Here is a 26867-nt window from a genome sequence, read left to right on the forward strand (position 1 = left end):
TGCGGCACAGGCTGCGTTACGCCGCCTGCTGCATTACGCCGCCTGCTGCGTTACGCCGCCTGCTGCTCGTCGGCGTCCGCGTTGCGGACCGTGGCGAGGGCGGTCGACCAGGACTCGACCTGGTCGAAGAGGGGCGTGAGCGCCGCCTCCTGCTGCGCGGTGGCCTTGAGCGACCAGTTCTCGAAGTCGTGTGCGAGGCTCAGGCCGACGTGGGCGCTGACCGTCGCTACCTGCAGCTGCGAGAGCACCAGCCGCAGGTGCTCGACGGCGCGGGCGCCACCGAACACTCCGTAGCTGACGAAGCCGGCCGCCTTGTTGTACCACTCGGCCCCGACGTAGTCGATCGCGTTCTTGAGCGCGCCCGACGTGCTGTGGTTGTACTCCGGGGTCACGAAGATGTAGCCGTCGAACTCGTCGATCTTGGCGGCCCAGGCCTTGGTGTGGTCGTTGGCGTACTGCCCCATCGCGGCGGGCATGGCCTCGTCGAGGTGCGGGAGGTTCCAGTCGAGCAGGTCGACGAGCTCGTACTCGACACCCTCGCGCTGTGCGGCGTGCTCGAGCACCCAGCGGGCCACGGCTTCGCCGTTGCGTCCCGGGCGGGTGCTTCCGATGATGATGGCGATCTTCGTCATGTGAGAGACCTTTCGTTGCGTGTGACGGATTGATGACGTGTCACCAACATCGAACCCGGGATGCGCGCAGTTCATTCCCGCCCGCTCGACCGGTCGTCGCGGCGTCCCGCGATTCCGGGCTGTCCTCTCGACTTCGAGCCACCTGCCGCCCGATTCCAGCCCGCCGCCTGCCCGCACACCGCGCCGTCGCCCGCACAACTCCGGAAGAACCCAGGCCGCGATGCACCATCTTCCGGAGTTAGGCGAGGCCCGGCGGCGTGTCGCCTCAGAGTTCCGGAGTTATGCGCAGGAGTCACCTCGCCGCCCCGGCCGCCGCCCGCACAACTCCGGAAGAACGGGGGCGGATGCCCTCCGCCTTCCGGAGTTAGGCACGGCCCGGCGGCGTGTCGCCTCAGAGTTCCGGAATTATGCGCAGGAGTCACCTCGCCGCCCCGGCCGCCGCCCGCACAACTCCGGAAGAACGGGGGCGGATGCCCTCCGCCTTCCGGAGTTGTGCCCGGAGCGGCGGCGTGTCGCCTCGGCGTTCCGGAATTGCGCGCGGAGCCAGCCGACCGTAGACACTCGGGACGGGCATCCGGAATTGCGCGGGGAGCCAGACGGCCGCAGACGCTCGGGACGGGCATCCGGATTCGCGGAACGGTAGGCTCTCTGCGCATCGGCAGGAGGACCCATGGCACGCAGACGCGACGAGCACGACGACACGCAGCTGCCTGACGACGCCACCGACGACCAACGCCGCGAGGCCGGCGACCGCCTCCGCGAACGCATCTACGCCACCTTCACCGCCCTCGCCGTGCTGATGGCGCTGAACAGCCACAGCGAGAGCCTCGAACCGCTCAACGTGCTCTACACCCTGCTCATCTCCGTCGGCGGCGTGCTGCTCGCCGGGCTGACGTCCGACCTGGTCGCGCACATGATCGTGCACAACAAGCTGCCGACGGTCGCGGAGTTCCGTCACATGCTGGCCGTCGCATCCCGTGCCCTCGGCGTTCTCGCGGTGCCGGCGATCATGCTGCTGCTCGCCTTCTTCGACGTTGTGACTGCTCGCACCGCAGTCACCGTGTCCCTCGTCTCCCTCATCGTCTCGCTCGCCGTCATCGCCCAGATCGCGGTGAAGCGCACGAACCTCAGCACCGTCAAGCGGCTGATCGTGCTCGTCGTGATCGTCGCGCTCGGCGTCGCCGTGGTGGCACTGGAGTCGCTGGCCCACCACTGACAACGAGGACGCCGTCCGCCGCAGGCACGTCGTCGGCAGGTCGCAGCCGGTCGCCGGCGGCCCGGAGGCGCAGCCACGTCGGCGCGCGCCCGCATGGCCGTGACGCGTGCAAGGATGACGTATGCCGAGCGCACGAACGAAGCCCGACCCGCGAAAGCTGACGGCAGAAGAGGACGACCTCTTCAGCAGCTTCTACCGGATGCGCCGCGGCTTCGACCGAGCACTGGATGCCCAGCTGCAGCGCGACGCCGGGGTCTCGATCTCCGAGCTGGAAGTGCTGATGGCGCTGGTCCGCTCCCCCGGTCGCCGGCTGCGCGTGCGCGAGCTCTCGGAGATCACGGGCTGGGAGAAGAGCCGCATCTCGCACCAGGTGACCCGGATGGTCGCCCGCGGCTTCGTCGAACGTCAGGAGTGCGCGGAAGACCTCCGCGCCAGCTACGTGCATCTCACCGGAGAGGGCCGCCGCGTCGTGGTCCGCGTGCTCCCCGAGCACACCGCCACCATCCGGCGCCTGCTGTTCGACGCGCTCACTCCGGAGCAGCAGGAGGAGTTCCGCGAGATCTCCCACCGCATGAACGAGGCGATCGCGGCGGAGCCGGAGGCGTAGCGATGACTCGCACGAACCACCGCGTCGCCGTGCTCGTGCTCGACGGCGCGAAGCCGCTCGATGTCGGCATCCCGGCGCAGGTGTTCTCGAACCGGCCGAGCATGCCGTACGAGGTGCGGGTGTGCGGCGCCGCGCCCGGGCTGGTCACGGGCGGCGACGGCCTCTCGTACCACGTGGCCGACGGCCTCGAAGCGCTCGAGCAGGCCGACACGATCTTCATCCCGGGCTACCGCGAGCCGGCCACGACCGAGCCGGCGGCATCCGTCGTCGCCGCGCTCCAGGACGCCCATGCACGGGGCGCTCGGCTCGCGGCGATCTCGACGGGAGCGTTCGCGCTGGCAGCGGCCGGGCTGCTCGACGGCAAGCGTGCGACGACGCACTGGCACTACACGAAGGCGCTCGAGCGGCGGTATCCGGGCATCCGGGTGGATGAGAACGTGCTGTTCGTCGACGAGGGCGACGTGCTGACGTCGGCCGGGGCGGCATCCGGGATCGATCTGTGCCTGCACCTGGTGCGGCGCGACCACGGCATCGCACTCTCCAACCACGTGGCGCGCCGGCTCGTGGCGGCGCCGTACCGGAGCGGCGGGCAGGCGCAGTACGTTCCCCGGAGCGTTCCCGAGCCGCTCGGCGACCTGTTCGCGACCACGCGCGAGTGGGCGCTCGAGCACCTCGGGGAGCCGCTCACGCTCGAGGCGCTCGCACGCAATGCGAAGGTGTCGGCACGGACGTTCTCGCGCCGGTTCGTGGAGGACACCGGCTACACGCCGATGCAGTGGGTGCTGCGGGCGCGGGTCGACCTCGCGCGGGAGCTGCTCGAACGATCGGACCTCGGCGTGGAGCAGATCGCGGCCCGCGTCGGACTCGGCAGCGGGGCGAACCTGCGCCTGCACTTCCAGCGGATCCTAGGCACGTCTCCCACGGAGTACCGGCACACCTTCTCGGCGTGAGGGTGGTGGGAGTGCCCGGGCGCGCTCGGGCGTGCTCGGGCGTGCTCGGGCGTGCTCGGCGATCTGACCTGAGCACGGGAGTCGCACGCGGGGTGCCGGGCGGTGAGTGGTCACTCGTTGTCGCTCGGAGACCGGATTAGGCCCCTCTCGCGACAACAAGTGACCACTCACCGCGAGCGACCCGCGCGTCCCTGTGGAAAACTCGCACTCCGGCACACGAGCGGGGCGCCTGCGCGCCCGTGGCGAGATCCTCGCGCCGCCTGGCGATCAGCGCGGCGAGAATCTTGCGCACACTGTCATCCAAGCCACTGTCGTCTCGGCCGAGCAGCGCACAGCATGGGGACCGGAACGAAAGGAACCCCTATGACCCGCATCGCCATCAACGGCTTCGGCCGCATCGGCCGCAACACCCTCCGCGCCCTGCTCGAGCGCGACAGCGACCTCGAGGTCGTCGCCGTCAACGACCTGACCGCGCCCGAGACCCTCGCCCACCTGCTGAAGTACGACAGCACCCTCGGCCGCCTCGGCCGCCCCGTCGAGGTCGACGGAGCGGACCTCGTGGTCGACGGCCGCCGCATCCGGGTTCTCGCCGAGCGCGACCCTGCCGACCTGCCGTGGGCCGAGCTGGGCGTCGAGCTCGTTCTCGAGTCCACCGGCCGCTTCACCTCCGCTGAGGCCGCGCGTGCGCACCTCCGGGCCGGTGCCAAGCGGGTGCTCGTGAGCGCGCCCTCCGACGGCGCCGACGTGACCCTCGCCTACGGCGTGAACACCGACGCCTACGACCCGGCCACGCACGTCATCGTCTCGAACGCGTCGTGCACCACCAACGCGCTGGCCCCGCTCGCCTCCGTACTGGATGACCTGGCCGGCATCGAGCACGGCTTCATGACCACAGTCCACGCCTACACGCAGGAGCAGAACCTGCAGGACGGCCCGCACCGCGACCTGCGCCGTTCCCGCGCGGCCGGCGTGAACATCGTGCCGACCACGACCGGAGCGGCGAAGGCCATCGGGCTGGTGCTGCCGAACCTCGACGGCAAGCTATCGGGCGACTCGATCCGCGTGCCGGTGCCGGTGGGATCGATCGTCGAGCTGAACACCACGGTCTCACGCGAGGTGACCCTCGACGAGGTTCTCGCCGCCTACCGTGCCGCCGCGGACGGGCCGCTCGCGGGCGTGCTCGAGTACGCCGACGAGCCGTTGGTCTCCAGCGACATCACCGGCGAGCCGGCGTCGTCGATCTTCGACTCGGCGCTCACCCGTGTGAGCGGGAAGCACGTGAAGGTGGTCGCCTGGTACGACAACGAGTGGGGCTTCTCGAACCGCGTCGTCGACACGCTCGAACTGCTCGCGCGCGGCTGACCAGCGGCTCGCCCGCGGCGGACCAGCTGACCGGCGGCTCGTCCGCGGCGGACGCGCTGCTGACCGGCGGCTCGCCCACGCCCGCAACGGCGGCGCGGTCGGCTCAGTTGATGCAGACTGTGTCGCTGTAGTTGGACGCGGGAGAGCTGGGCGTCGCGCTCGGCGCTGAACCAGAACCGGAACCGGAACCGGACCCGCCGGACCCACCGGACCCGCCGGACCCGGACCCGCCGCCGGTCGAACCGCCCGCGCTCGGCGCCTTCGGCATGACGCCGTCGTCGCCGAGCACCACGGTCACTGTCTTCACGGAGGCGTCCTGCTGAGCGGTCGCACCAGGCAGGTACGCGGCGACGACCTTGGCCTGCGCCTCCTGCCCGCTCGGGTACTGGATCACCGTCGTCGCTCGGTCGTTCGCGTCACCGGGCGCGCCGGTGGTGAAGCCCGCCGCCTTGAGCGTGGCGGTCGCCGTTCCGGCCGCGCCGTCCGCCGAGCCGCCGTTGAGCACCGTCACCGCGGTGTCCGCCGGCTTGGCGGCGGTGGCCTTCTCGTAGGCGCTCGGTTCGCCGACGACCTTCTGGATGAAGGCCGGCATCGCGGCGGTGTCCACCTCGACGATCGACAGGTCGCTGCCGTCGACGGTGATGGTCGGAGTGCCCGAGATCGGGATGGTCGCCGACTGGATCTTGCCGCCGGTGAGCCCCTGCATCTGCGCCGCGAGCGAGAGGAAGTTGAGACCGGGGTCGGTCTCGAGCGAGCTGCTCACCGCATCCAGCGTCGTCGACAGTTTGGCGGGATTGAGCAGCGTTCCGGCGGAGAGGAACTTGTGCGCCTCCACCGAGAGGAAGTACTGCTGGCGCACGACGCGGTCGAGGTCGCCGCGCGGCAGGCCGTGCCGCTGGCGCACGAAGGCCAGCGCCTGGTGGGCGTCGAGCGTCGAGATGCCCGCCGGGAACTTCGCGGTCGAGTACGGGTCGTCCACGGCCTGATTGAGGCAGACCTTGATGGGCCCGAGCGCCTTGGCGATGTCGTAGAAGCCGAGCAGCGAGACGCGCACCCAGTGGTCGATCGTCAAGCCCGTGAGGTTCTGGACGGTCTGCACGAGCAGTCGGGCGCCGCCGAAGTCGTCGCCGCTCGCGCCTCCGCCGAGCGCGAAGGCCGAGTTGAGCTTGTTCATGCCGTGACCGGGAACGTCGACCCACGAGTCGCGCGGCAGCGAGATGAGCGTCGCCGAGCGACCGTCCGCCGGGATGTGCAGCACCATCATCGTGTCGGTGTTCGTGCCGCCGCCGTCCGCAGTCGTCCCGAGCTGGTTCAGCTCCGCCTGCGACGCGTTGTCGGGGCGGTGGTCGTCGCCGACGAGCAGGATGTTCTGGGCCTGGCCGTCGACGTCGTTGGCCGGCTTGTCCGACGAGGAGATCGCATCCACGTGCTTCACGCCGTTGATGAACCGGAAGTAGTTGTAGGTTGCGTAGCCGCCGACGACGACGAGCAGGATGGCGAGACCGAGCGCGGTCCAGCCGATGATGCGCTTGGTGCGGCTGCGTCGTTTGCGCGGCTTGCGCCCCCGAGGAGCGCCGGACCCCTGGCCACCGGATCCCGAACCACCCGAACCGCCGGATCCCGAGCCGCCGGACCCCGAGCCACCCGACCCCGACCCTCCGCCGCCGAACGGCGCACCGGGACCGGCCGGCGGTCGACCCCCCGCCGAAGAGCCGGCAGGGCGCGTCGCACGCACGGGCCGGCGCGGGTCGACCGGCGGAACCTGACCGAAGATCTCGGTGGCGGGTTCGCGATCGTCGCGGGGCTCGTCGGGTAGCGGATAATTCGGGCGTCGCACACCGAAACGCTAGAGGGCACTCGCTGCGAAAGGGCTGGCGACCGCGGCGTTTCCCGACGAATCGTCAGCGTGCTCCCAGCCGTGATCAGTCGAACAACCTCCGGAACACGTTCGTGTCTGCGAGGTCTATCAACTCGTCGCCGCGGCCGGACATGATCGTGCGCAGCGCGTAGAGCGTGAAGCCCTTGACCTGCTCCGCGGTGATCGCCGGCGGGATCGACAGCTCCTGACGCGCGGTCACGACATCGACGAGGGCGGGCCCGTCGTGCTGGAAGGCGGCGCGCAACGCGCCCTCGAGGTCGTCCGGCTTCTCGACCCGCTGGCCGTAGATGCCGATGGCGTTGGCGACGTCCGCGAAGTTCGGATTGTCGAGCCCCGTGCCGAAGTTCACGAAGCCGGCCGCCTTCATCTCCACCTCGACGAAGTTGAGCGACGAGTTGTTGTAGACGACGATCTTCACCGGCAGCTTCATCTGGCGCAGCGTCAGCAGCTCCCCCATCAGCATCGCGAGGCCGCCGTCTCCGGCGAGCGCGATCACCTGCCGACCGGGGAAGGCCGACTGCGCTCCGATCGCGTGCGGCAGCGCGTTGGCCATTGTTCCGTGCGAGAAGGAGCCGATCAGGCGCCTGCGCCCGTTCATCTCCAGATACCGCGACGCCCACACGACCGGCGAACCGACATCCGGGATGAACACCGCGTCATCCGTTGCCAGCTCGCTCACCAGCCGCGCCACATACTGCGGGTGGATCGGTGTGCGGTTGCGGTCGTTCACCGCGAGGTCGTCCAGGCTCTTGCGCGCCTTCGCGTAGTGCGCCGTCGACGAGTCGAGATGCTTGGTCTCGGTGCGGTCCTTCAGCAGCGGCAGCAGCGCCTCGATGGTGTCGCGCACGCTGCCGACGAGCCCGAGGTCGACGGGGGTGCGCCGCCCCAGGTTCTCGCCCCGGATGTCGACCTGGATGATCTTCGCCTTCGACGGGTAGAACTGCTGATAGGGGAAGTCCGTGCCGAGCATGAGCAGCGCGTCGCAGCTCTCCATCGCCCGATAGCCGGACGAGAAGCCGAGCAGTCCGGTCATCCCGACGTCGTAGGGGTTGTCGTATTCGATGAACTCCTTGCCGCGCAGCGCGTGAACGACGGGCGCCTTCAGCTTCTCGGCGATCGAGACCAGCTGCTCGTGGGCCCCCTCCGTGCCCGCCCCGCCGAGGATAGTGACCTTGCGGGCCGAGTTGAGCAGATCGGCAGCGGCCTTCAGTTCAGGATCGGTCGGCCGGGTGACGCGCGGCGAGAAGGTGATCGGCGCGGACTTGCGACGGCCGACGCTCTCTTTCAGGAACACTTCGCCGGGGATGACGACCACGGCGACCCCGCGGCGTTCGACCGCGGTGCGCATGGCGATCTCGAGCACGCGCGGCAGCTGCTCCGGGATGCTCACCAGTTCGGTGTACACGCTGCACTCGCGGAACAGATCCTGCGGGTGCGTCTCCTGGAAGTAGGTGCTCCCGATCTCGGGCCCGGGGATCTGCGCGGCGATCGCCAGCACGGGCACCCGGCTGCGGTTCGCGTCGTAGAGCCCGTTGATGAGGTGCAGGTTGCCCGGCCCGCAGCTTCCGGCGCAGACGGCGAGCTCCCCGGTCAGCGCCGCTTCGGCCGCCGCCGCGAAGGCCGCGGCCTCCTCGTGCCGCACGTGCTGCCAGGCGATCGTCCCCGCGCGCCGCAGCGCATCGGTGAAGCCGTTGAGCGAATCGCCTGGAAGCCCGTAGACCCGCTTCACCCCCGCATCCCGGATGATCTCGACGATGGTGTCTGCGACGGTCGGCATAGGACCCCTCCTTAGCATTGGTCGTACGCAATGAACATACGCCCGGCCCCCGCGCGGCGTCAGGGGTATTGCCGCGGCCCGCACATCCGTTCACAATCGCCCCATGACGAACCGTATTGATTACTTCGAGATCGGGACTCCCGCGCCGGAAGCGACGAAGACCTTCTACTCCGGGCTGTTCGGCTGGGAGATCGGGCCGCCGTCGGAGGCGCACTACAGCATGGTCGACGGCGGCGCCGGCGGCCTCTGGGACACGACAGCGATGGGCGGCGGCTCGTGGGCGATCTTCTACGTGCACGTCGACGACGTCGCCGACGCCGTGGCGCGGGCGGAGGAACTCGGCGCCACGATCGCACTGCCGGTCATCGACAACGGCGACATCACCTTCGCGCACCTGGTCGACCCGCTCGGCAACCGCTTCGCGGTGTGGCGCCCGAACAACACCGACTGACCGGACGCCCGGCGAGCCGAAGCACGCCCGTTCCGCGCGAGGGGACGACTGGACTGTCCACTGGAACGATCCATTACGGTGTGTGTAACCGGTCACGGTCTTCGTGTTCCGGCCTGCATCGCCAACGTCCCCCGTAGTTCCGCCGGCCCCACCGCAGGAGTCTTCTCGCATGGTCAAACAGGCGCGCGCTCGAGCGACGCGAGACGCCATCATCCGGGGCGCCGCCGAGGTCTTCGAGCGCAACGGATACGGCATCGCGTCGATCAGCGACATCGCGTCGGCCGCAGCCGTCACCAAGGGCGCCCTGTACTTCCACTTCCAATCGAAGGACGACCTGGCGCACGCCGTGATCGCGCGCCAGCACGAGCTCGCTTTCAGCGCGGGTGCTCTCGTGCTCGAGCAGGGCCGGCCCGCGCTCGAGTCGATGGTGTTGCTGTGCGCGGGCCTCGGCCGCCAGCTCGTCACCGATCCGGTGGTGCAGGCGGGGATCCGGCTGACCACCGAGGTGTCGAATTTCGAACGCCCGGTCGCAGACCCCTATGAAGACTGGCTGAACACGTTCGAGGAGCTGGCGCGGCGCGCGATCGAGGAGGGCGACATCGCGCCGACCGTCGACCCGGCGATGCTCGCGCACTTCATCATCCCGGCGTACACCGGCATTCAGCTCGTGTCCGCGACGCTCGCCGATCGCACCGATCTCCTGCAGCGCATCCGGGAACTGTGGATCGTGCTGCTGCCCGGAATCGTACCGGCCGATCGTCTCGACGCTCTGCGACGACTTCCCGAGCTGATCCCCACCTCGGCCTGAGCGCCCACGGACCGTCACACCCCCAATTTGTGACGGTCGACGTGGACACCGGACCGTGGATATCAGACTAGTGCACGCAACCGGACGAACGGTATGTTTACACACCGTTCCCCCAGCTGTCCGCCGACGAGCCGAATGCTGAGCATCCTCTGGTCCTCGCCGTGTCGCACGCGGCCCGTCGCTACACTGACCCCGGAGGATCACCGCGGGGGGCGCGGTTCCTCCGCCGGGGAGGAACGACATGGCACGGACGCGCATCGACAAACGGGTGACGATGAGACTCGTCTACATCGATTTCTGGTCGAGCCTCAAGCTGTCGTTCCTCGTCTCGCTCTGCGTCGCCGCCGTCACGATCCTGGTCGCGCTGCTCGGCTGGAGCGTCCTCGACAAGACCGGCATCATCACCTCGGCGCGGGTGCTCTTCACCGACATCGGCGGAGACCGCGCCACGGACCTCTTCGCGGGCCTGACGTTTCAGGGTGTGCTGAGCTTCACCCTCGTCGTCGCACTGCTGGAGCTCATCGTCGTCACAGCCCTGGGGGCGGTGTTCGCCGCGCTGTTCAACCTCGCCTCGCGGGTGACGGGCGGCGCCAGAGTGAAGTTCGCCAACAAGGACTGAACCACGACCCGTCAACGCGTGACGCGGTGGCGTTCGAGCCCTTCGACGAGCAGTGTCACGCCGAAGGTGAACGACTCCGCCTGCTCGCCGCCGGCATCCAGAGCATCGGGCACCGCGCCGTCGGGTAGCACGCCCAGGCTGTCGTACTGCAACCGCTGCTGTTCGTGCGAGACGTGGCCGAGCACGAAATGCGCGAGCGCGGTCGCGGCGCGACGGCTCGTCTCGGCGTCGAAGCCACCGGACTCGATCGCCGCCGTCAACCGCTCGCCCGGGCCGGATGCGCCGAGTCCGAGGGCGAGTGTGCTCGAGACGACCTCGGCGCCGTCGCGATAGGCGAGGAGGCCGTCGCGCAGACTCTCCGCCTCGGAACGCGTACGAGCCGCCCAGTCCCGCTCGCCGGCCTGCGAGGCGACACGCGGGGCGTCACGCCGGGCGTCACGCGGGGCGACGATCCGGTCGGCGAGTTCGGCGAGAAGCGACTGCTTGTTCGGGAAGTGCCAGTAGAGCGCGCTCGGCTGCACGTCGAGCGCGGCCGCCAGCCGGCGCATCGTCAGGTCGGGGAGCCCGTACTCATCGAGGATGCGCAGGGCCGTCTCGGCCACATCGTCGCGGGAGTGCCGCCCGCTTCTGCCTGCGCTTTCGTTCGCTGCCACACGCCCACTATAGTGAACGCTGTTCAGGTGAACAGTGTTCAGGTGAACAACGTTCAGGAATCACCGGAGAAACAGGAGCCCGATGAACAGCCGCTTCCGCATCGACGCCACCGACATCGCGCGCATCGCGGTGTTCGCCGCCATCGTCGCCGTCCTCGGCCTCGGCGGTGGGTTCACCGTGCTCGGCGCCGTGCCGATCACCGCTCAGACGCTCGGCGTGATGCTGGCCGGGGCCGTGCTCGGGCCGTGGCGCGGTGCCCTGTCGATGCTGGTCTTCCTCGCCCTGGTCGCACTCGGCCTCCCCCTGCTGTCCGGCGGCCGTGGCGGCATCGGCGTGTTCGCGGGGCCGTCGGCCGGCTACCTCGTGGGATGGGTGGTCGGCGCCTTCGTGATCGGTGCGATCGTCCACGCGCGCGGTCGTCGCCTCACCTGGGTGCGCACCAGCATCGGCGTGCTCGTCGGGGGCATCCTCACCATCTACGTGTTCGGCATCCCCGTGCAGGCGTTCGTGACCCGCCTCCCCCTCGCGGAGACCGCGCTGCAGAGCACCGTCTTCCTGCCGGGCGATCTGATCAAGGCGGTCATCGCGGCCGCGATCACGATGACGCTCGCCCGGGCCTACCCGCGCGCCTTCCGCTCGGCCGCTGCCCGGACGGCGGCGCTGCCGGCGTCCGCGGCCCCGGCATCCGCGAACTCGGCATCCGCGAACTCGACGAGCGACTCCGTCGCCGACGCGCCCGATCACGCGGCGGACGGATCGCACACCCGGTGACGGCGCGCATCCGACCCGGCGAGATCGTCCCGCTGAGGGGCGACGCGGCGACGGTCATCGCACCGGCTCTCGCCGTGCACGACCAGGGCGGCATCCCGCTGATCGGCGACGTCCGCCGGCCCCGCGAGCAGTGGGCGCGCGTCGAGGAGCTGGCCGCCCGCGCCGGCGCTCGGCCGGGTCTGGGCTGGGCCGCACTCACCTCCGGCACGACAGGGACGCCGCGCATCGTCCTGCGCACCGCCGATTCGTGGGCATCGTCCTTCGCTGCGATCGACGCGCTGCTCGGCCGTCGGCCGGATGACGTGCTCTTCCTCCCCGCACCGCCCGCGTCGTCGATGACGCTGTTCTCGATCGCGCATGCGCACGCCAAAGCGCTGGGCGTCGTGCTCGGAGGCGGAGGCGCGGTCACGCCGGGGCCTGCACGCGACGCGACGCTCTTCCACGGCACTCCGGGAGCGCTGCTGTCGATGATCGAAGCGATCGAGTCCGGGTCGCCCTCGCGCCTCCGTTCGGCCCTCGTCGGCGGAAGCGACCTCGCTGCGTCGACCCGCGAGCGTGCCGAGCGCCTCGGCATCCGGGTCGTCGCGTACTACGGTGCCGCCGAGCTCTCCTTCGTCGCCGTCGACCAGGGCGACGGGCTCCGGCCGTTCCCCGGCGTCGAGGTGCAGGTACGCGATGACGTGCTCTGGGTGCGCTCGCCCTACGTCGCGGCCGGCTATCTCACCGACGGGCCGCAGACCGACGGCTCGGAGACCGACGGTCCGGTGACCGACGGACCCTTCCGCACCGACGATGACGGCTGGTGCACCGTCGGCGACCGCGCGGCGCTCGACGGCGACAGGATCACCCTGCGCGGACGCCGCGACGACGCCATCCTCACGGCGTCGGCGACCGTGATCCCCGGGGAGGTGGAGGCGGCCATCCGCTCTCTCCCGTGGGTCGGCGACGCTGTGGTGTTCGGGATGCCGAACGCGACGATCGGATCGCTGGTCGCCGCGGTCGTCGAGCCCGCCGCCGGTCGCGCGGTCCCCGCCCTGAGCACGGTGCGTGCACAGGCCGACGCGGTGCTCAGTCACACGCACCGGCCGCGCCGCTGGTTCGGGATGAGCGAACTCCCGCGCACCGCGTCGGGGAAGCCCGCCAGGGCGGCGATCGTCGCCCGGGTGCTGGCGGGGGAGGTGACGCCCCTTGGCGAGCTCGACCGCTGATCCCGTGATCGTCGCCGCGCGCCGCACGCCGATCGGCACGCGTGGACGAAGCCTGCGCTCCGTCACGGTGGAACAGCTGGCGGCGCCCGTCATCCGGGCCCTCGTCGACGACGGCGCCGACGCGCTCGGCGGGCGCCGGCCGGTCGCCGATGTCGTACTCGGCAACTGCATGGGTCCCGGAGGCAATCCCGCGCGGGTCGCCGCGCTCGCGGCGGGGCTCGGCTCGGGCGTGCCAGGGATGACCGTCGACCGTCAATGCGGCAGCGGCCTGGCCGCCATCGTGGAGGCCGCGACCGCGGTCCGGGCCGGCGACGAGCGGATGCGCGTCGCAGGCGGTGTCGAGAGCGCCTCGACGGCCCCCGTGCGCTCCATCGACGGCGTCGCCTACGAGCGCGCTCCGTTCGCGCCGCAGGGAACGCCGGATCCCGACATGACGCTGGCCGCCGACGACCTCGCCCGGGCGTTCGGGCTGAGCCGCGAGCGTCAGGACGCCTACACCGCACGTAGCCACCGCCGCGCGCGGGTGGCGGTGGACCGCGGCGCCTTCGACGAGGAGCTCGTTCCGCTCGCGGCACTCGCCGTCGACGATGCGATCACGGCCGTCGGCGCCAACCCGGCCGACGGCGCGAACGACACGGCGAGCATCGCCGTCGAACGCCTGCTCCCCCGCTTCCCTCCGCTGTTCGACGGCGGCAGCGTGACGGCCGGCAATTCCTGCCGCGTCAACGACGGGGCAGCCGCGGCGCTCATCGTTCCCGGGCGCGTCCGTGGGGACGCGCCCGGCCTCGCCCTGCGAGCCCACGCGACGGTCGGCTGCGACCCCGCCCTCCCCGGGCTCGGAGCCGCGCCCGCGATCGCCGCCGCACTCGATCGCTCGGGCCACCGGCTCGCCGACGTCGCCGCGTTCGAGATCGTCGAGGCGTTCGCCGCCCAACTGCTCGCCGTGCTGACCGAGCTCGGCCTCCCCGATACGGATGCCCGGGTCTGCGCCGACGGCGGAGCGCTCGCACTCGGGCATCCGTGGGGCGCGAGCGGTGCGGTCAGTGTCGTCAGACTCTTCTCGCGGCTGGTGCGCGCCGGCGCCCCTGCCGGCACGGTGGGCGTCGCCGCCGCGTCGATCGGCGGCGGGATGGGCGTCGCCGCGGTGTTCGAGGTGGTGCGATGACCGCCATCGAGCTGCGCGACGTGACCGTACGACTGGGCGACCGGGTCGCCCTCGACCGGGTGAGCCTCAGCCTCGATCACCGGCGGATCGCCGTGATCGGCGCCAACGGATCGGGCAAGTCGACCTTCGCCCGCCTCCTCGGCGGGCTGGTCACCGCGGAGTCCGGATCGGCCTCGGTGCTGGGGATCGATCCCGCGCACCGGTCGACGGAGCTCCGCCGCCGGGTCGGCTTCGTCTTCAGCAACCCCGACGCCCAGATCATCATGCCGACGGTCGCCGAGGACGTGGCGTTCTCGCTCCGGGGCGAACGCCTGCCCAAGGCGGAATCCGTCGCCCGGGTCGCCGCAGCCTTGGAGCGATTCGGGCTCGGAGCACTGGCCGACCAGGCCGCGCACGACCTCTCCGGCGGCCAGAAGCAACTGCTCGCGCTGTGCGCCGCCCTCATCCGGGAGCCGTCGCTGGTCATCGCCGACGAGCCGACCGCCTATCTCGACGCGCGCAACAGCCGCCAGATCGCCGATCACTTGCTGTCGGATGCGGGCCACGACCTCGTGCTCGTCACGCACGACCTCCGGATGGCCGGGCGCTGCGACGTCGCCGTGCTCTTCGACGCGGGCAGGGTGGTGGCCTCCGGGCAGCCGGATGCGGTGATCGAACGCTACGAGGCACTGCTGTCATGCTGACCCTCTACCGCCCGGGAACCGGCTGGCTGCATCGCGCACCCGCCGGTCCGAAGGCAGCCGTGCTGCTCGTGCTGGTGGTCGCGGTGACGCTGCTCCCGTCGACCCTGGCCGCGGCCTCCGTCGCCGCGCTGGTCACGACGGCGAGCTACCTGATCGGGGGGCTCGGCTGGCGCGTGCTCGGCCGGCAGGTGGTCTCCGTGCGCTGGGTGATCGTGATCACGCTCGGCGCTCAGCTCGTCTTCCTGACGCCGGAGGTGGCCGTGGCGAACAGCACGCGCGTGCTCGCCGCCATCCTGATCGCGGGCCTGCTGGTGCTGACGACCCGGGTCGCCGACCTGCTCGACGCCGTCGAACGCGGGCTGCGGCCGTTCGAGCGCATCGGGGTCGACGCCGAACGGGTCGCGCTGGTGCTCGCCGTCTCGATCACGACGATCCCCGTGCTGGTGCGGCTCGCCGCCGGCGTGCGGGAGGCGCAGAAGGCGCGAGGCGTGCGCGTCGGTGTCGCCGGCTTCGTGATCCCGTTCCTGGTCGTCTCCCTCAAGCACGCCGACGAGCTGGGCGAAGCCCTGACCGCTCGCGGCGTGCGCTGAACGGCGTGCGCTGAACGGGATACGGTGAACGGGATGCTCATCCACGGCCCCACGATCGACGACCAGACCCGCTGCGTGCACTACGGCGGGCCGCTCGACGTCATCGCGATCAAGTTCCGCTGCTGCGGCGACTACTACCCGTGCCACCTCTGCCACGCCGAGACGGCAGGGCATCCGGCCGAGCAGTGGCACCTCGACGAACGCGGCGAGCGGGCCGTGATCTGCGGCGTGTGCGACACCGAACTGACCATCGACGAGTACCTCGCCGTCGACGCCTGCCCGGCATGCGCCGCCGACTTCAACCCCGGCTGCCGGCTGCACACGCACCTCTACTTCGAGACCGCCTGACCGGAGCCCCCGGGGCCGGCCGCAGCCGTCGTCCAGACCCCGATGGGATAATGTGCGGATGGTCTCCGGCTCCGAGCATCCGCGCGTCACGCACTTCAACGACTGCGCCTTCGTGGGCCGCGCACTCGTCGGCGCGGCCGCGCGCGCCGGGCTGACGTGGAAGTACGTCGGCCCGGAAGCGGTCCGTCCCGCTGCCGGCTTCCGCGGCGGGTCGCACCTGCCGGGTGAGCTCCCCTACATCCTGCGTCACGAACGCGTCGCCCTGACGAGCGACGTGGTTCATGTGCACTACGCGACGTCTGTTCCGCTCCTCCAGAAGCCGTACATCCCGAAGCGCCCCTACGTGCTGCACCTGCACGGCACCGACATCCGGCGCCAGTGGAAGGCGCCGGAGACGCACGACCTCATCCAGCGGGCGATCGATGGCGCGAGCGCGGTCTACTACCCGAATCTCGACACCGCCGAGGCGGCGACGACCGCGCGGCCGGATGCCGTCCACATGCCGATCATCGTCGACACGGGCATCCTGCCCGCCTGGAGGCCGTCTTCGGAGTCCGGCAGCCCGACGGTGTTGTTCGTGTCGCGGTGGGATGACTCCAAGGGCGTCGAGAATCAGCTCGCGGTCGCGCACGCCCTCCGGGCCGCTCTGCCGCAGGATGCCCGCCTGCTCGGTCTCGACTGGGGCCCGGGAGCACCGGCCGCCGCCGAGGCCGGTGTCGAGCTGGTCCCGCGCCGTTCGCACGATCGCTTCCTCGACCTCATCGCCGGGGCCGATGTGGCCGTCGCGCAGTCGTCGGGAGTCCTGGCGACGAGCGAGCTGGAGGCGATGGCGATCGGTCCGGCGGTGCTGGTCCCGGTCCCGTCGATCGCTGACGACGGCGACCCGGCACCGGTGCTGACGGGAACGGTGGACGAGGTGGTCGAGCAGACAATGGACGTGCTCCGTGATCCACGTGCGGCGTCCGTCGCCCTCGGCGGTCGTGCCTGGGTCGAGAAGAAGCACACCGGCGACCGCTGGGTCGCCGAGCTCGAGCGCGTGTATCGCGCGGCCGCTACGCGCTGACCCGGCGCGTACCGGCAGCACCCGGCGGACGCCGAGCCGGCCCATGGGAGAATTCTCCTGTGACCGCGCGCCCCTCCCTCCTGATCCTGTCGTTCTCGCCGATCCGTTCGGATCCACGCGTCCTCAAGCAGGTCCAGCTCTTCACGCCGCACTACGACGTGACCACCTGCGGCTACGGCGATGCCCCCGACGGCGTCGTCGAGCACATCGAGATCCCGCGCGAGGCGCGCGCCTGGGTCGACGACAAGGTCGGAATCGCCACCCGGCAGTACAAGCGCGCGTACTGGAACACGCAGGCGGTGAAGGATGCCGTCCCCAAGCTCGCCGGCCGCTCGTTCGACGGCGTGCTGGCCAACGACCTGAACGCCGTGCCCCTCGCGCTCTCGCTCGATGCGAAACACGGCGTGCACGGCGATCTCCACGAGTTCGCGCCGAAGGAGAAGGACGACGACCTCACCTGGCGGCTCACGGTCGCGCCCTACATGCGCTGGCTCTGCCGCACGTACCTCCCGCGGCTGCGTTCGATTACGACCGTGGCGCGCGGCATCGCCGACCGATACGAGTCCGACTACGGAGTGAAGGTCGGCGTGGTGACCAACGCGGCGCCGTACGCCGATCGCACCCCGCAGGAGGTGCATGCACCGATCCGTCTCATCCACTCTGCCGCCGGCCAGCGCTACCGCAAGCTCGAGAACTTCATCGAGCTGATGAAGGACGCACCGTCCAACGTGACGCTCGACATGATCGTCATGCCCAACGAGCCGGACTACGTCGCCGAGTTGAAAGAGCAGGGCCGCGGCGTTCCCGGGCTCACCTTCCGCGATCCCGTGCCGTACGACAGGCTGGTCGAGACACTGGCGGAGTACGACGTCTCGATGACGTTCCTGCCGCCCACCAACTTCAATCTCGCGCATGCGCTGCCCAACAAGTTCTTCGAGGCCGTGCAGGCGCGTCTCGGCCTGATCATCGGGCCGTCGCCGGAGATGGCGTCCATCCTCGGCGAGTACGGACTCGGCGAGGTCGTGCCCGACTTCAGCGTCGCGTCGCTGCGCACGGTCGTCGCTCAGCTGACGCCGGAGAAGGTCGCCGGGTGGAAGCAGGCAGCGGATCGCGCGGCCAAGGACCTCTCGGCCGAGGAGCAGCAGAGCGAGTGGGTGCGCGCCATCGCCGAACTGTTCGCGGCGCCGGCCACTGCCACCGGAACGGCCTGACGCGTCGCAGCGCCCGTCACCGGGACGGGCGGACCAGGGCCGATGCGATCATGAAGCGCGGCGGCCCCTCGACCGCCAGCATGCCGCGGATGCCACGCGTGACCAGGGTCGCCGGATGCCCGAACCGGCGTCGGGCGCGCAACGTCGCGGCGAGCACCGAGACATCGGCGTGCCCGTCCGCAATGGCATCGAGAGCCCGGCGGTCCGCGACCGAGAAGGGGCGCTCGAAGCCGGGGGCTTCTCGTTCGAGCCGCTGGACGAGGTCGGCCGCGAACGTCTGATCATCGCCGTCCCACTCGCCGGAGGCGATGCGCGCGAGCACGGCCGCGAACACGTGGATGCGCACGATCTTGATCGCCAGCGCCCCGCGCGAGGCGAGCGGCAGGGCCGAGAACCACGGGTCGGCGAGCAGCTCGTCGACGAAGGCGAACTCGGCCCGCAGGGGCCGGGACGTCATGCTCACGCGGGTCTCCGCGTCCGCGCCCACAACGTAGGCCGGAGCCCCGCCGGCGTACCGCACGACACCGCCGAACCAGAGCTTGGCGCTGAAACTCTGGTCTTCGCCGGTACGCAGCCCGGCGGGGAACCGCAGACCGAGGCGCTGCACGGCCTCCGTCCGGATCAGCCCGAGCGGAGCGGTGCGGTAGGCGAGACGGTCCTTCACCGCGTCCAGGTCCCCTCGACGGAACGGCCTCTTCGGCGGCGTGCGCACGGTTGCGCCGTTCGCGTGCTTCTGCGGCGGGATCACCGCATCCGCTCGGCCGCCGTCGGTGTGCTTCTCCCACGCGGCGAGCGCACCCGGCTCGAGCACGTCGTCCGATCCCATGATGGCGACGTAGGGCGCGGTCGCGGCGGCGATGCCGGCCGTGAACGGACCGGCAGCGCTCGGGATGCCGTCGCGGAGCTCGAGGAAGCGCACGTCTCGCGCTAGCTCTTCCGGCACGACCGCCCGGATCTCCGCCTGATCGATGTTGTGGCACACGACCGTGATGCGCAGCTCGGCGCCGTCACGCACGTCGAGTCCCGATTCGGTCAGCGAGCGGATGGCCCGGGCGACCGGTCGTCGCGCGTCGTGCACGGCGATGACCGCATCGATGCGAGGTGTCGTCACCACGACGCTCCGGCGTTCAGTCGATCATGCCGGCGAGCTCGGCCTGCCGGGCGAAATCGGGAACGGCCGCGACGAGTTCGTCGAACGTGCCACTGGCCGCGACGCGACCGTCGGCCATGTAGTAGATCTGATCGGCGTGCCGGATGGTGGAGAGCCGGTGCGCCACGAGGATGACGGTCACCTTGCCGTGCAGTTCGCGGATGGCTGTCGCCACGGCCGCTTCTGTCGCACTGTCGAGCGCACTGGTCGCCTCGTCCATCACCAGGACGAACGGGTCGGCGTACAGCGCCCTGGCGATGCCGAGGCGCTGGCGCTGGCCGCCGGAGAGGGCGAGCCCGCGCTCGCCGATCGGGCCGTCGAGCCCGCCGGCGCGCGACTCGATGGTCTCCCACAGCTGCGCCTGCTCCAGCGAGGCCTTCGCACGGTCGCGGTCGACGTCCTGCGACCAGGTGAGCGCGACGTTCTGCCCCACTGTCGCGTCGAACAGGGAGACATCCTGAGGCACGTAGCCGACCCGGGAGTGCCACGCCGACGCGACGTGGCGCAGCGGGGTCCCGTCGATCGCGATGGTGCCCGACGTGGGATCGACGAGGCCGAGGATCAGGTCGACCAGGGTGGATTTGCCGGCGCCCGACGAACCGACGAACGCGACGGTGGAACCGAACGGGATGGTCAGCGACACATTGTCGAGGGCGAGGGGTGCATCGGCCGAATAGCGGAAGCTGACGTCGTCGAGCACCAGCGTTGTCGGATGCTCGGGCAGGTGCCCGGAATCGAGACCGTTCTGCGCCGCCTTGCCCTGAGCCTCCATGACGCGGATGTCGTCGATCACGTTGCGAGCGTGGGGCAGGTTGGCGGACGTGCCGGCCACGACGGCCTGGAATCGGGTGATCGACGGCGCCATGCGGAAACCGGCGAGGCTGAAGATCGAGACCGCCGTCACGGCAGCGGTCATGCTGCCGCCGCCGGTGAGGAAGCCGACCACGCCCACCAGCACGAAGCCGCCGATGAGGGCCGTCTCGAGGATGTAGCGCGGCACGTTGTTGAGGAACTGGATGTTCGCACGAGCGCGCGACGTGCGCACGCGGTTGGCGTGCACCACCTCCTGCACCTCGGCCGACTTGTTGCGCAGGGTCACCTCTTTGAGCGCCCCGATCACCTCGGTGAGCAGACGGGAGACCGTGTAGGAGTAGTCGCGGTTGACGCGCCCGGCGATCTGCGACTGGCGCGAGATCCAGAAGTAGAGCACGAGACCGACGAGCCCGAGGTAGACGAGCGCGGTGATCGCGATCGCGGGCTGCGAGATCATCAGCACCAGCAGCACGACGACGAAGGTCGCTGCCTCGCCGATCAGCGAGAACGCGGGGAGCAGAACGCCCGCGATGGTGTTCGCGATCCCCCAGTCGGCGAGCCGGACGACATCGGAGGAGTTGCGCTTGAGTCGCTCGACCCAGGGAGCCGCCAGGTACGCGGCCAGCAGGCGGTCGCCGATCTCCAGTTCGTACGAGGCGAAGCGACGGGTCGCCGAGAACTGCAGCAGCGAGGCGAGCACGCCCTTGAGGATGACGACGAAACAGATCAGGACGAGCAGCCAGATCAGGCTCGACGTCGAGATGGTGCCGACGACCGGGAGGGTCAGCGGCTGATTGGAGATGAGCGGCGTCATCACCACGGCCAGCAGGCCCAGCGAGAAGGCGTCGAGCACCGAGAGCAGTCCGAGCAGCCACGAGTACATCTTCAGGTAGCGGCGGCCGGACGGCGGGAGAAGCGGGAGCAGGTCGCGCAGCGTGCGAATCAGAGCCTTCACGACGCGCGTCGCCTGTCCGGAGCCGCGCTGCCGTCCAACTCGATGATCAAAGGTCGTCTGTGCACCAGAACAAACTACACACTCCGCCTGAGCGAGCGCCCACCGGAACCGACGCCCACGGCCGGGTGGGCGGGCTACGGGGCTCAGCCACGGGGGCAGCTGCCGCCGACGACCTCCGCCCGCGGAAACGTCCAGCCGCCCTCGAGCACGGCGCGATGCGGGCGGTACATCCGCACCACGTAGTTCCAGCCTGGTGTGATCGGCAGCTGGTTGGGGGCGTCGCCGGGCTCACCGCCGAACTGCACCGTGATCGTGCCGTCGTCGTTGCGTACCGCGGTGAGGTTGTTGATCGAGTACGCGTGCTGCTCGTTGCGCTCGAAGTAGCCGTCCGCGTTGTAGACGCTGATCGACCAGAAGCCGTGCACCGGCACGTCCCCCACCGTCAGCCGGTACGGAGTGCTGCCGTCGGCCTGCTCAGGGAACACGGACATGTAGCGTGCGTCCCGCGGCGGATTCCCTCCCCAGCCGCCGGCCGTCCCGATCAGGTGCCGGAGCGGGTTCACCTCGACCCTCGTGCCGAACGACGCACCCGGTAGATAAGCGAGCGCTGGACTCATCCGACGAAGGGTGTCGCGCACGATGCCGAGCGAGGCCTGATCCCAGTTCGGCGCCTCCAGGGGCGCGCCGACGACGGGGGTATCGATCCGGATGGCGTCCTGCAGCGCGTGCACGGCGGCGACGTCGTCGGCGTTCTCCGGGTCGACGAGCGTGCGCACAACGATGCCCGCGTATCGCGTTCCGATGAGTTCGCGCGTGAAGGTGTGCGGTCCGGCGCCGTAGACGCACCCGGTGGTGTAGTGGTCCTGGCTGACGGGCATCAGCGACAGGAAGCGTCCGTCCGAGTCCGGCAGGTGCACGGTGACCGGACCCGCCTCCACGTCGACCACTCCCGACGAGTAGAGCGTGTCGCGGTTCATCCGCACGACGGACTGCTCCTCCACCCGCGTCGGCACGCGTGCGTGGTGCAGCACCCCCACCCCCGACCGCCCTGCGGCCTTGCGGAAGTACGTGTCGCTCTCGGCCCGGACGAAGTTGTCGACCGTGACCGCCACGGACGTCTCCGACCCCGTGCTCATGCGATGACTGTAGACCCGGGCGGGCATCCAGGGCCAGAGTGGGTGCAGGGGGATCAGCGCGGGCGGGCGAGAGGATCCAGCCATGAAGATCGCCATCATCGGCACCGGACGGGTCGGCCGCACCCTCTCCGCCGGATTCGCGACGGCCGGCCACGAGGTCGTGCTCGGCTCGCGCGATCCGGACGACCGCGGCGACGCGCCCGCGCCCATCCTGCCGGCCGCGGACGCCGTGGACGGCGCCGACATCGTGGTCGACGCGATCCCCGGCAACGTCGCCGTGCCGAACCTCCGCGAGCTGGGCAGGTCCGCCCTCGACGGCACGATCCTGATCGATGTCGGCAACGCCCTCGACGAGCGCTACGGCCTGGTGTATCCGAACGCGAGCCTCGGTGCAGCCCTCCAGGCGGAGTTCCGGCACACCCGGGTCGTGAAGACACTGAACACCGTGAGTGCGCCCCTGATGACGCGGCCGAAGGACCTGCCGCCCACCACCGTCTTCCTCTCGGGCGACGACGCCGAGGCGAAGGCGATCGTGGGCGGCCTGCTCGGCGACCTCGGCTGGAGCGCCGAGAACCGCATCGACCTGGGCGGCATCGACACCGCCCATGGACCGGAGCTCTACGTCTTCCTCTCGATGGAGATCATGCGCGCGGTCGGAACGCCGCTGTACGGGATCTCCGTGGTGAGCGGCCCGCGTCCGGTGACCTGACCGCGCGCTGCGCCTGCGCATCGGCTCAGATCCAGGTGCCGAACCGGCGGATGTACCGGGTCTTGAGCAGCTGGGTGAGCAGGCAGTAGGCGGCGAGCGTCGCGAGCAGCCAGGGGAAGTAGGTCCACGGCAGCGCGACGAGCCCGAGCCCGGCGCCCCAGCCGGTGAACGGAAGCACGAGGCCGAACACGCAGACCGCTCCGGTGGCCAGCAGCACCGGCAGACTCGCCCGCGACTGGAGGAACGGGAGGCGCCGGGTGCGCAGCATGTGCACGACGAGCGTCTGCGAGATGATCGATTCGATGAACCAGCCCGACTGGAACAGTGCGGCATGCTCGGGGCTGTTCGCCGCGAACACGATCCACATCAGCGCATAGGTCGTGAGGTCGAAGATCGACGAGATCGGCCCGATCCGGATCATGAAGCTCGAGAGGCTCTTCGACTCCCACCGGCGCGGGTCCTTCAGCTCGTCCTCGTCCACGTCGTCCCACGGAAGGGTGAGCATCGACAGGTCGTAGGCGAGGTTCTGCACCAGCACGACCAGCGGGATCATCGGGATGAACGGGAGCAGGGCACTGGCGATGAGCACCGAGAACATGTTGCCGAAGTTCGACGACGCGGTCATCGAGATGTACTTCATGGTGTTCACGAAGGTTCGGCGGCCCTCGACCACTCCGCCCTCGAGCACGGTGAGGTCCTTCTCGAGCAGGATGATGTCGGCGGACTCCTTGGCGATGTCCACCGCGGTGTCCACGGAGATGCCCACGTCGGCGACCCGGAGCGCCGGAGCGTCGTTGATGCCGTCGCCGAGGAAGCCGACCGTGTGGCCGTTGGCCCGCATCGCTTCGACGATGCGGGCCTTCTGGGTGGGATTCACCTTGGCGAAGACCGCGGTCTCGTCGGCGAGCGCGCCCAGCTCATCGAGCGTCAGGTCGTCGAGCTCGCTGCCGAGCACGATGCGGCCGGCATCGATGCCCACCTCACGGCACACCGTCGCCGCGACCTGCGTGTTGTCCCCGGTGATCACCTTTACCGCGATGCCGTGCCCGCGCAGGCTGGCGATCGCGGCGCCGGCCGACGCTTTGGGCGGGTCGAGGAAGGCGAGGAAGCCCACCAGCGTCATGCGCTCCTCGTGCCCGCGGGTGTACTCGTAGCGCTCTTCGTCCTCGTCGGGGACGACCGAGCGGATCGCAACGGCGAGCACGCGCATCCCGAGCTCGTTCTGCTCGGCGACGAGCGCGTCGAGAGCGGCCAGGCGGTCCTCCGTGAGGTCGAGTTCCTTGCCGTCCGCGAGTTCCGAGGTGCACTGCGCGAGCACTTCTTCGACGGCGCCCTTGGTGATGATGAGGTGGGAGAAGCCGTCGTCGACGACCACGGACATCCGCCGCCGCTCGAAGTCGAAGGGCATCTCGTCGACCAGCGTGTACTCCCGGCGCACGCGGTCGAGCTCGTGCGGGCCGGCGGCGGCCACGATCGCCGTGTCGAGCAGGTTGCGCAGCCCGGTCTGGAAGTGCGCGTTCGCCGTGGCGTAGCCGAGCGTCGTCTCGCTCGAGCGTCCGGCGACGTCGAGGTGCCGCTCGAGCGCGATCCGGTCTTCGGTGAGCGTGCCGGTCTTGTCGGTGGCGAGCACATCCATCGCGCCCAGGTTCTGGATGCTGTTGAGCCGCTTGACGATCACCTTGCGCGTTGCCAGGTACTTCGCGCCCTTCGCGAGGTTGGCCGTGACGATCAGCGGGAGCATCTCCGGGGTCAGGCCCACCGCGGTCGTAACTCCGAAGAGGAAGGCGCTGGTCCAGTCCTTGGTGAGCCCGTTGATGACGAACACCACCGGGACCATCACCAGCATGAACCGGATGAGCGTGAAGCTCACCTTTTTGATGCCGACGTCGAAGGCGGTCTCCGGCCGGGCGCCGACGATGGCCGACGACATGCTGCCGAAGTAGCTGAGACGGCCCGTGGCGACGACGACAGCGGTCCCGGAGCCCGACACGACCGAGGTGCCGAAGAACCCGAGGTTCGGTGCGTCGAGCAGCTCGGACGCGTTCACGTCGGGGACCGCGTCGATCGACTTCTCGGCCGGAAGCGATTCACCCGTCAGCATCCCCTGGTTCACCTGCAGGTCTTTCGCGCAGACGAAGCGCACGTCGGCCGGCACCATGTCGCCCGCGGCGAGCTCGACGATGTCACCACGAACCACCTCGTCGATCGGGTGCTCGCGGGTGACCGAGGTCCCGTCGACCCGGCGCGTGACCGCGACCGTCGTGCGAACGAGCGCCGTGAGCTGCTCGGCCGCCCTCGACGAGCGGTACTCCTGCCAGAAGCGCAGGGTGGCGCTCACCAGCACCATGACGCCCACGGTGACGACACCCGTGACGTCGGGGCCGTCCTCCGGATCGGCGAACACCACGTCGGTGATCACCATCACCACCACGAGGAACAGCAGGATCAGGATGAACGGGTTCACGAAGGCGCGGAGGAACTGCACGATCGCCGGCGCCGGCCTGTCGTGGGCGACCTCGTTCCTCCCGTAGCGGGCACGACGGGTCTGCACGGAGTGCTCGTCCAGCCCGGTGAGCGCGGTCGACATCGCGGCGATGGCCGCCGCGGGCGGCATGGTCGCAGACTCGACGAGCAGCGTCGATGGCGTCAGCCGGTCGGAATCGGTCCGGAAGGTACGGAAGGTACGGAAGGTACGCATGAGATGTCCCGTTCGTTCGGGCGCGACGACCACCCCGCCGGTGGGCCGGCGAGGAGAGTGCGCGTCGCGACAGGTGAAGGTGTTCTGCAGCGCTGGACGAACGGAGTCCGCCACTTCCACGTAAGAGCTTCGACACTGCACGACGTGTCCCACCATCGAACGGGCGGGAAGCCACTTTGGGTGACCCCTTAATCCGGGGAGACCTGTCCTAACCTTGGGCGTCTCTCGACGTCGTCAGATCAGTGGCCTGTGTTCGTGCAGGAGCCTCGCCTAACGAAGTGCTGCATCCCGACGCTAACAACGCGTGGTGGGCGCAGGCCGGTGCGCGACGAGCACGTAGCCGCGAGCCACGAATCTAAGTGTGGCGGCAGCGCGCGTAGTGCGTGCGAGAATGCTGCGGTGCGAGCAGGCGAATTGGATGTCGTGAGCGGTCCCGAGCTGGAGTACCGCGCGGCCGTCCCGACGCTCGGCATCCGTGAGACCGTCCCGTTCCGCACGATGCTCTCCAACCGGGACCGCCTGCTCGCGGAACTGATCGCCTGGCTCGACGAGAACGGTGTCGAGCCGACGGGCCCCTTCTTCCTCCGCCTCCACGTGGTGAATATGGCCGATCAGATGCAGATCGAGGTCGGTGTCGCGGGTAAGTCAGACGACACGGACGATCGGGTCCAGGCCGGGGCGATCCCGGCCGGCAGTTATGCCGTGCTGGCCTACCGCGCGAAGTCCATGGCGGCGAACCGCCTCCTGCACGCCTGGATTCAGGAGCAGGGCCTCGAACTGGACACGAAGCCGCACCCCGGTGGGGAAGCCTTCGCCTCCCGCTGCGAGATCTACCTGACGGACCCCCGCACGGAACCGCGCAAGACGCGCTGGGTCGTCGAACTCGCGTTCCTCACTCGCTCGTAGCCACCTAGCCGTGCGCGATGGACGAGGCTAGCATTCAGCCACAGAGCGAAACGGACATCCCCATGACCGACAGCACGCCATCGACCCCAGCCCCCACCGTCACCGTCGGAACCGCCGAGCCGACCGGTGCGGCGAACGATGTCGTCACCCCCGTACCCCCGCCCCTCGTCCCGGTCGCCTCTGCTCCGGTGGTCACCTTGTCGGCCGCCGCCGTTCCGGTCGCCCCGCACGCCGTGACCAATGTCTACGTGACGACCTCGCCGGTGGTGCCGCAACCCCTCGCGCCCCTCCCCCGCAAGCACGCACGTGTCGCCTACGCGCTGATGCTGCCCTCCTTCATCGGGATGTGCGGCCTGCAGCACTTCTACCTGGGCAAGGTCGGGCAGGGCGTGCTCTGGCTCTTCACGTTCGGACTGTTCGGGTTCGGCACCGTGCTCGACGCGTTCACCCTCAACTCGCAGACCAAGACGATCAACGCGCGGCGCGCCCTCGGCATCCGCTGACGG

The 26867-nt window shown here is 70.0% G+C and carries 26 protein-coding genes and 1 riboswitch; of the genes, 18 read left to right on the forward strand and 8 right to left on the reverse strand.

From position 1 onward, the window contains the following. Positions 1-50: 50 nt before the first annotated feature. The gene (locus PKE84_RS03945) at positions 51-632 is read right to left on the reverse strand and encodes an NADPH-dependent FMN reductase (protein ID WP_271175913.1); all 582 of its coding nucleotides are present in this window, start codon (positions 630-632) and stop codon (positions 51-53) included. Between the two features lie 670 nt (positions 633-1302). Here PKE84_RS03945 and PKE84_RS03950 point away from each other — a divergent pair. The 4 genes from PKE84_RS03950 (at position 1303) to gap (ending at position 4767) form a co-directional block, all read left to right on the forward strand. Further along, complete coding sequence (locus PKE84_RS03950) at positions 1303-1848, forward strand: hypothetical protein (RefSeq protein ID WP_271175914.1); 546 nt, start codon at positions 1303-1305, stop codon at positions 1846-1848. Between the two features lie 121 nt (positions 1849-1969). Next, positions 1970-2455 carry a MarR family winged helix-turn-helix transcriptional regulator gene (locus PKE84_RS03955; protein ID WP_271175915.1) on the forward strand — a complete coding sequence of 162 codons (486 nt, stop codon included), beginning with the start codon at positions 1970-1972 and terminating at the stop codon, positions 2453-2455. A gap of 2 nt (positions 2456-2457) precedes the next feature. Then, entirely contained in the window at positions 2458-3405 is a 948-nt protein-coding gene (locus PKE84_RS03960; protein ID WP_271175916.1) for a DJ-1/PfpI family protein, read from the forward strand. A 363-nt stretch (positions 3406-3768) separates the two neighbouring features. After that, entirely contained in the window at positions 3769-4767 is a 999-nt protein-coding gene (gene gap / locus PKE84_RS03965; RefSeq protein WP_271175917.1) for a type I glyceraldehyde-3-phosphate dehydrogenase, read from the forward strand. A gap of 103 nt (positions 4768-4870) precedes the next feature. Here the strand turns inward: gap and PKE84_RS03970 are convergent, their stop codons facing one another. Both PKE84_RS03970 and poxB read right to left on the reverse strand, forming a co-directional pair. Next, complete coding sequence (locus PKE84_RS03970) at positions 4871-6604, reverse strand: LCP family protein (RefSeq protein ID WP_271175918.1); 1734 nt, start codon at positions 6602-6604, stop codon at positions 4871-4873. An 85-nt stretch (positions 6605-6689) separates the two neighbouring features. Continuing rightward, positions 6690-8423 (reverse strand): ubiquinone-dependent pyruvate dehydrogenase, encoded by a 1734-nt coding sequence (poxB, locus tag PKE84_RS03975; RefSeq protein WP_271175919.1) that lies wholly within the window; start codon positions 8421-8423, stop codon positions 6690-6692. A gap of 103 nt (positions 8424-8526) precedes the next feature. Between poxB and PKE84_RS03980 the strand changes: the two genes are divergently transcribed. From PKE84_RS03980 to PKE84_RS03990, 3 genes are all read left to right on the forward strand, one after another. Beyond that, entirely contained in the window at positions 8527-8874 is a 348-nt protein-coding gene (locus PKE84_RS03980; protein WP_271175920.1) for a VOC family protein, read from the forward strand. A 169-nt stretch (positions 8875-9043) separates the two neighbouring features. Continuing rightward, a complete protein-coding gene (locus PKE84_RS03985) occupies positions 9044-9682 on the forward strand; it encodes a ScbR family autoregulator-binding transcription factor (protein WP_271175921.1) in 639 nt (212 codons plus the stop codon). A gap of 241 nt (positions 9683-9923) precedes the next feature. Beyond that, the gene (locus PKE84_RS03990) at positions 9924-10301 is read left to right on the forward strand and encodes a DUF3566 domain-containing protein (protein WP_271175922.1); all 378 of its coding nucleotides are present in this window, start codon (positions 9924-9926) and stop codon (positions 10299-10301) included. A gap of 11 nt (positions 10302-10312) precedes the next feature. On the opposite strand, the gene PKE84_RS03995 is transcribed toward PKE84_RS03990, so the two are convergent. Further along, the gene (locus PKE84_RS03995; RefSeq protein ID WP_271175923.1) at positions 10313-10954 is read right to left on the reverse strand and encodes a TetR/AcrR family transcriptional regulator C-terminal domain-containing protein; all 642 of its coding nucleotides are present in this window, start codon (positions 10952-10954) and stop codon (positions 10313-10315) included. Between the two features lie 82 nt (positions 10955-11036). Here PKE84_RS03995 and PKE84_RS04000 point away from each other — a divergent pair, with 82 nt between their 5' ends. The 8 genes from PKE84_RS04000 to PKE84_RS04035 are packed head-to-tail and all read left to right on the forward strand — an operon-like array spanning position 11037 to position 17994. Then, positions 11037-11726, forward strand: coding sequence for a biotin transporter BioY (locus PKE84_RS04000; protein ID WP_271175924.1), 690 nt, complete (start codon positions 11037-11039; stop codon positions 11724-11726). Beyond that, positions 11723-12934 (forward strand): class I adenylate-forming enzyme family protein, encoded by a 1212-nt coding sequence (locus PKE84_RS04005; RefSeq protein ID WP_271175925.1) that lies wholly within the window; start codon positions 11723-11725, stop codon positions 12932-12934. Before PKE84_RS04000 ends, PKE84_RS04005 begins: the two co-directional genes overlap by 4 nt. Beyond that, positions 12915-14099, forward strand: coding sequence for a thiolase family protein (locus PKE84_RS04010; RefSeq protein WP_271175926.1), 1185 nt, complete (start codon positions 12915-12917; stop codon positions 14097-14099). Before PKE84_RS04005 ends, PKE84_RS04010 begins: the two co-directional genes overlap by 20 nt. Beyond that, positions 14096-14782, forward strand: a complete 687-nt coding sequence (locus PKE84_RS04015) for an energy-coupling factor ABC transporter ATP-binding protein (RefSeq protein WP_271175927.1) — start codon at positions 14096-14098, stop codon at positions 14780-14782. Before PKE84_RS04010 ends, PKE84_RS04015 begins: the two co-directional genes overlap by 4 nt. Continuing rightward, positions 14776-15372 carry an energy-coupling factor transporter transmembrane component T family protein gene (locus PKE84_RS04020; protein ID WP_271175928.1) on the forward strand — a complete coding sequence of 199 codons (597 nt, stop codon included), beginning with the start codon at positions 14776-14778 and terminating at the stop codon, positions 15370-15372. Before PKE84_RS04015 ends, PKE84_RS04020 begins: the two co-directional genes overlap by 7 nt. Positions 15373-15405: 33 nt before the next feature. After that, positions 15406-15720 (forward strand): CHY zinc finger protein, encoded by a 315-nt coding sequence (locus PKE84_RS04025; RefSeq protein ID WP_271175929.1) that lies wholly within the window; start codon positions 15406-15408, stop codon positions 15718-15720. Positions 15721-15778: 58 nt separating this feature from the next. Next, positions 15779-16783: a glycosyltransferase family protein gene (locus PKE84_RS04030; RefSeq protein WP_271175930.1), complete on the forward strand. Its 1005-nt coding sequence runs from the start codon at positions 15779-15781 to the stop codon at positions 16781-16783. Positions 16784-16842: 59 nt separating this feature from the next. Beyond that, positions 16843-17994, forward strand: a complete 1152-nt coding sequence (locus tag PKE84_RS04035) for a glycosyltransferase family protein (protein ID WP_271175931.1) — start codon at positions 16843-16845, stop codon at positions 17992-17994. A 16-nt stretch (positions 17995-18010) separates the two neighbouring features. Here PKE84_RS04035 and PKE84_RS04040 read toward each other — a convergent pair whose 3' ends face one another. The 3 genes from PKE84_RS04040 to PKE84_RS04050 form a co-directional block, all read right to left on the reverse strand. Then, on the reverse strand, positions 18011-19108 hold the full coding sequence (locus tag PKE84_RS04040; RefSeq protein WP_271175932.1) for a glycosyltransferase family A protein: 1098 nt from the start codon (positions 19106-19108) through the stop codon (positions 18011-18013). 13 nt (positions 19109-19121) lie between these two features. After that, positions 19122-20912, reverse strand: coding sequence for an ABC transporter ATP-binding protein (locus tag PKE84_RS04045; RefSeq protein WP_271175933.1), 1791 nt, complete (start codon positions 20910-20912; stop codon positions 19122-19124). Between the two features lie 143 nt (positions 20913-21055). Then, positions 21056-22048: a DUF1214 domain-containing protein gene (locus PKE84_RS04050; RefSeq protein ID WP_271175934.1), complete on the reverse strand. Its 993-nt coding sequence runs from the start codon at positions 22046-22048 to the stop codon at positions 21056-21058. Between the two features lie 82 nt (positions 22049-22130). Between PKE84_RS04050 and PKE84_RS04055 the strand changes: the two genes are divergently transcribed. Then, the gene (locus PKE84_RS04055; protein WP_271175935.1) at positions 22131-22757 is read left to right on the forward strand and encodes an NADPH-dependent F420 reductase; all 627 of its coding nucleotides are present in this window, start codon (positions 22131-22133) and stop codon (positions 22755-22757) included. A 25-nt stretch (positions 22758-22782) separates the two neighbouring features. On the opposite strand, the gene mgtA is transcribed toward PKE84_RS04055, so the two are convergent. Continuing rightward, the gene (mgtA, locus tag PKE84_RS04060) at positions 22783-25455 is read right to left on the reverse strand and encodes a magnesium-translocating P-type ATPase (protein WP_271175936.1); all 2673 of its coding nucleotides are present in this window, start codon (positions 25453-25455) and stop codon (positions 22783-22785) included. Between the two features lie 107 nt (positions 25456-25562). Further along, positions 25563-25740: riboswitch (M-box (ykoK) riboswitch) on the reverse strand. A gap of 114 nt (positions 25741-25854) precedes the next feature. On the opposite strand from mgtA, the gene PKE84_RS04065 reads away from it, so the two are divergent. Further along, on the forward strand, positions 25855-26361 hold the full coding sequence (locus PKE84_RS04065) for a GyrI-like domain-containing protein (RefSeq protein ID WP_271175937.1): 507 nt from the start codon (positions 25855-25857) through the stop codon (positions 26359-26361). A gap of 62 nt (positions 26362-26423) precedes the next feature. Further along, positions 26424-26864 carry a TM2 domain-containing protein gene (locus tag PKE84_RS04070; RefSeq protein WP_271175938.1) on the forward strand — a complete coding sequence of 147 codons (441 nt, stop codon included), beginning with the start codon at positions 26424-26426 and terminating at the stop codon, positions 26862-26864. Positions 26865-26867: the final 3 nt, after the last annotated feature.

This window comes from Leifsonia poae (genome assembly GCF_027921845.1).
GTDB classification, from domain to species: Bacteria; Actinomycetota; Actinomycetes; order Actinomycetales; family Microbacteriaceae; genus Leifsonia; species Leifsonia poae.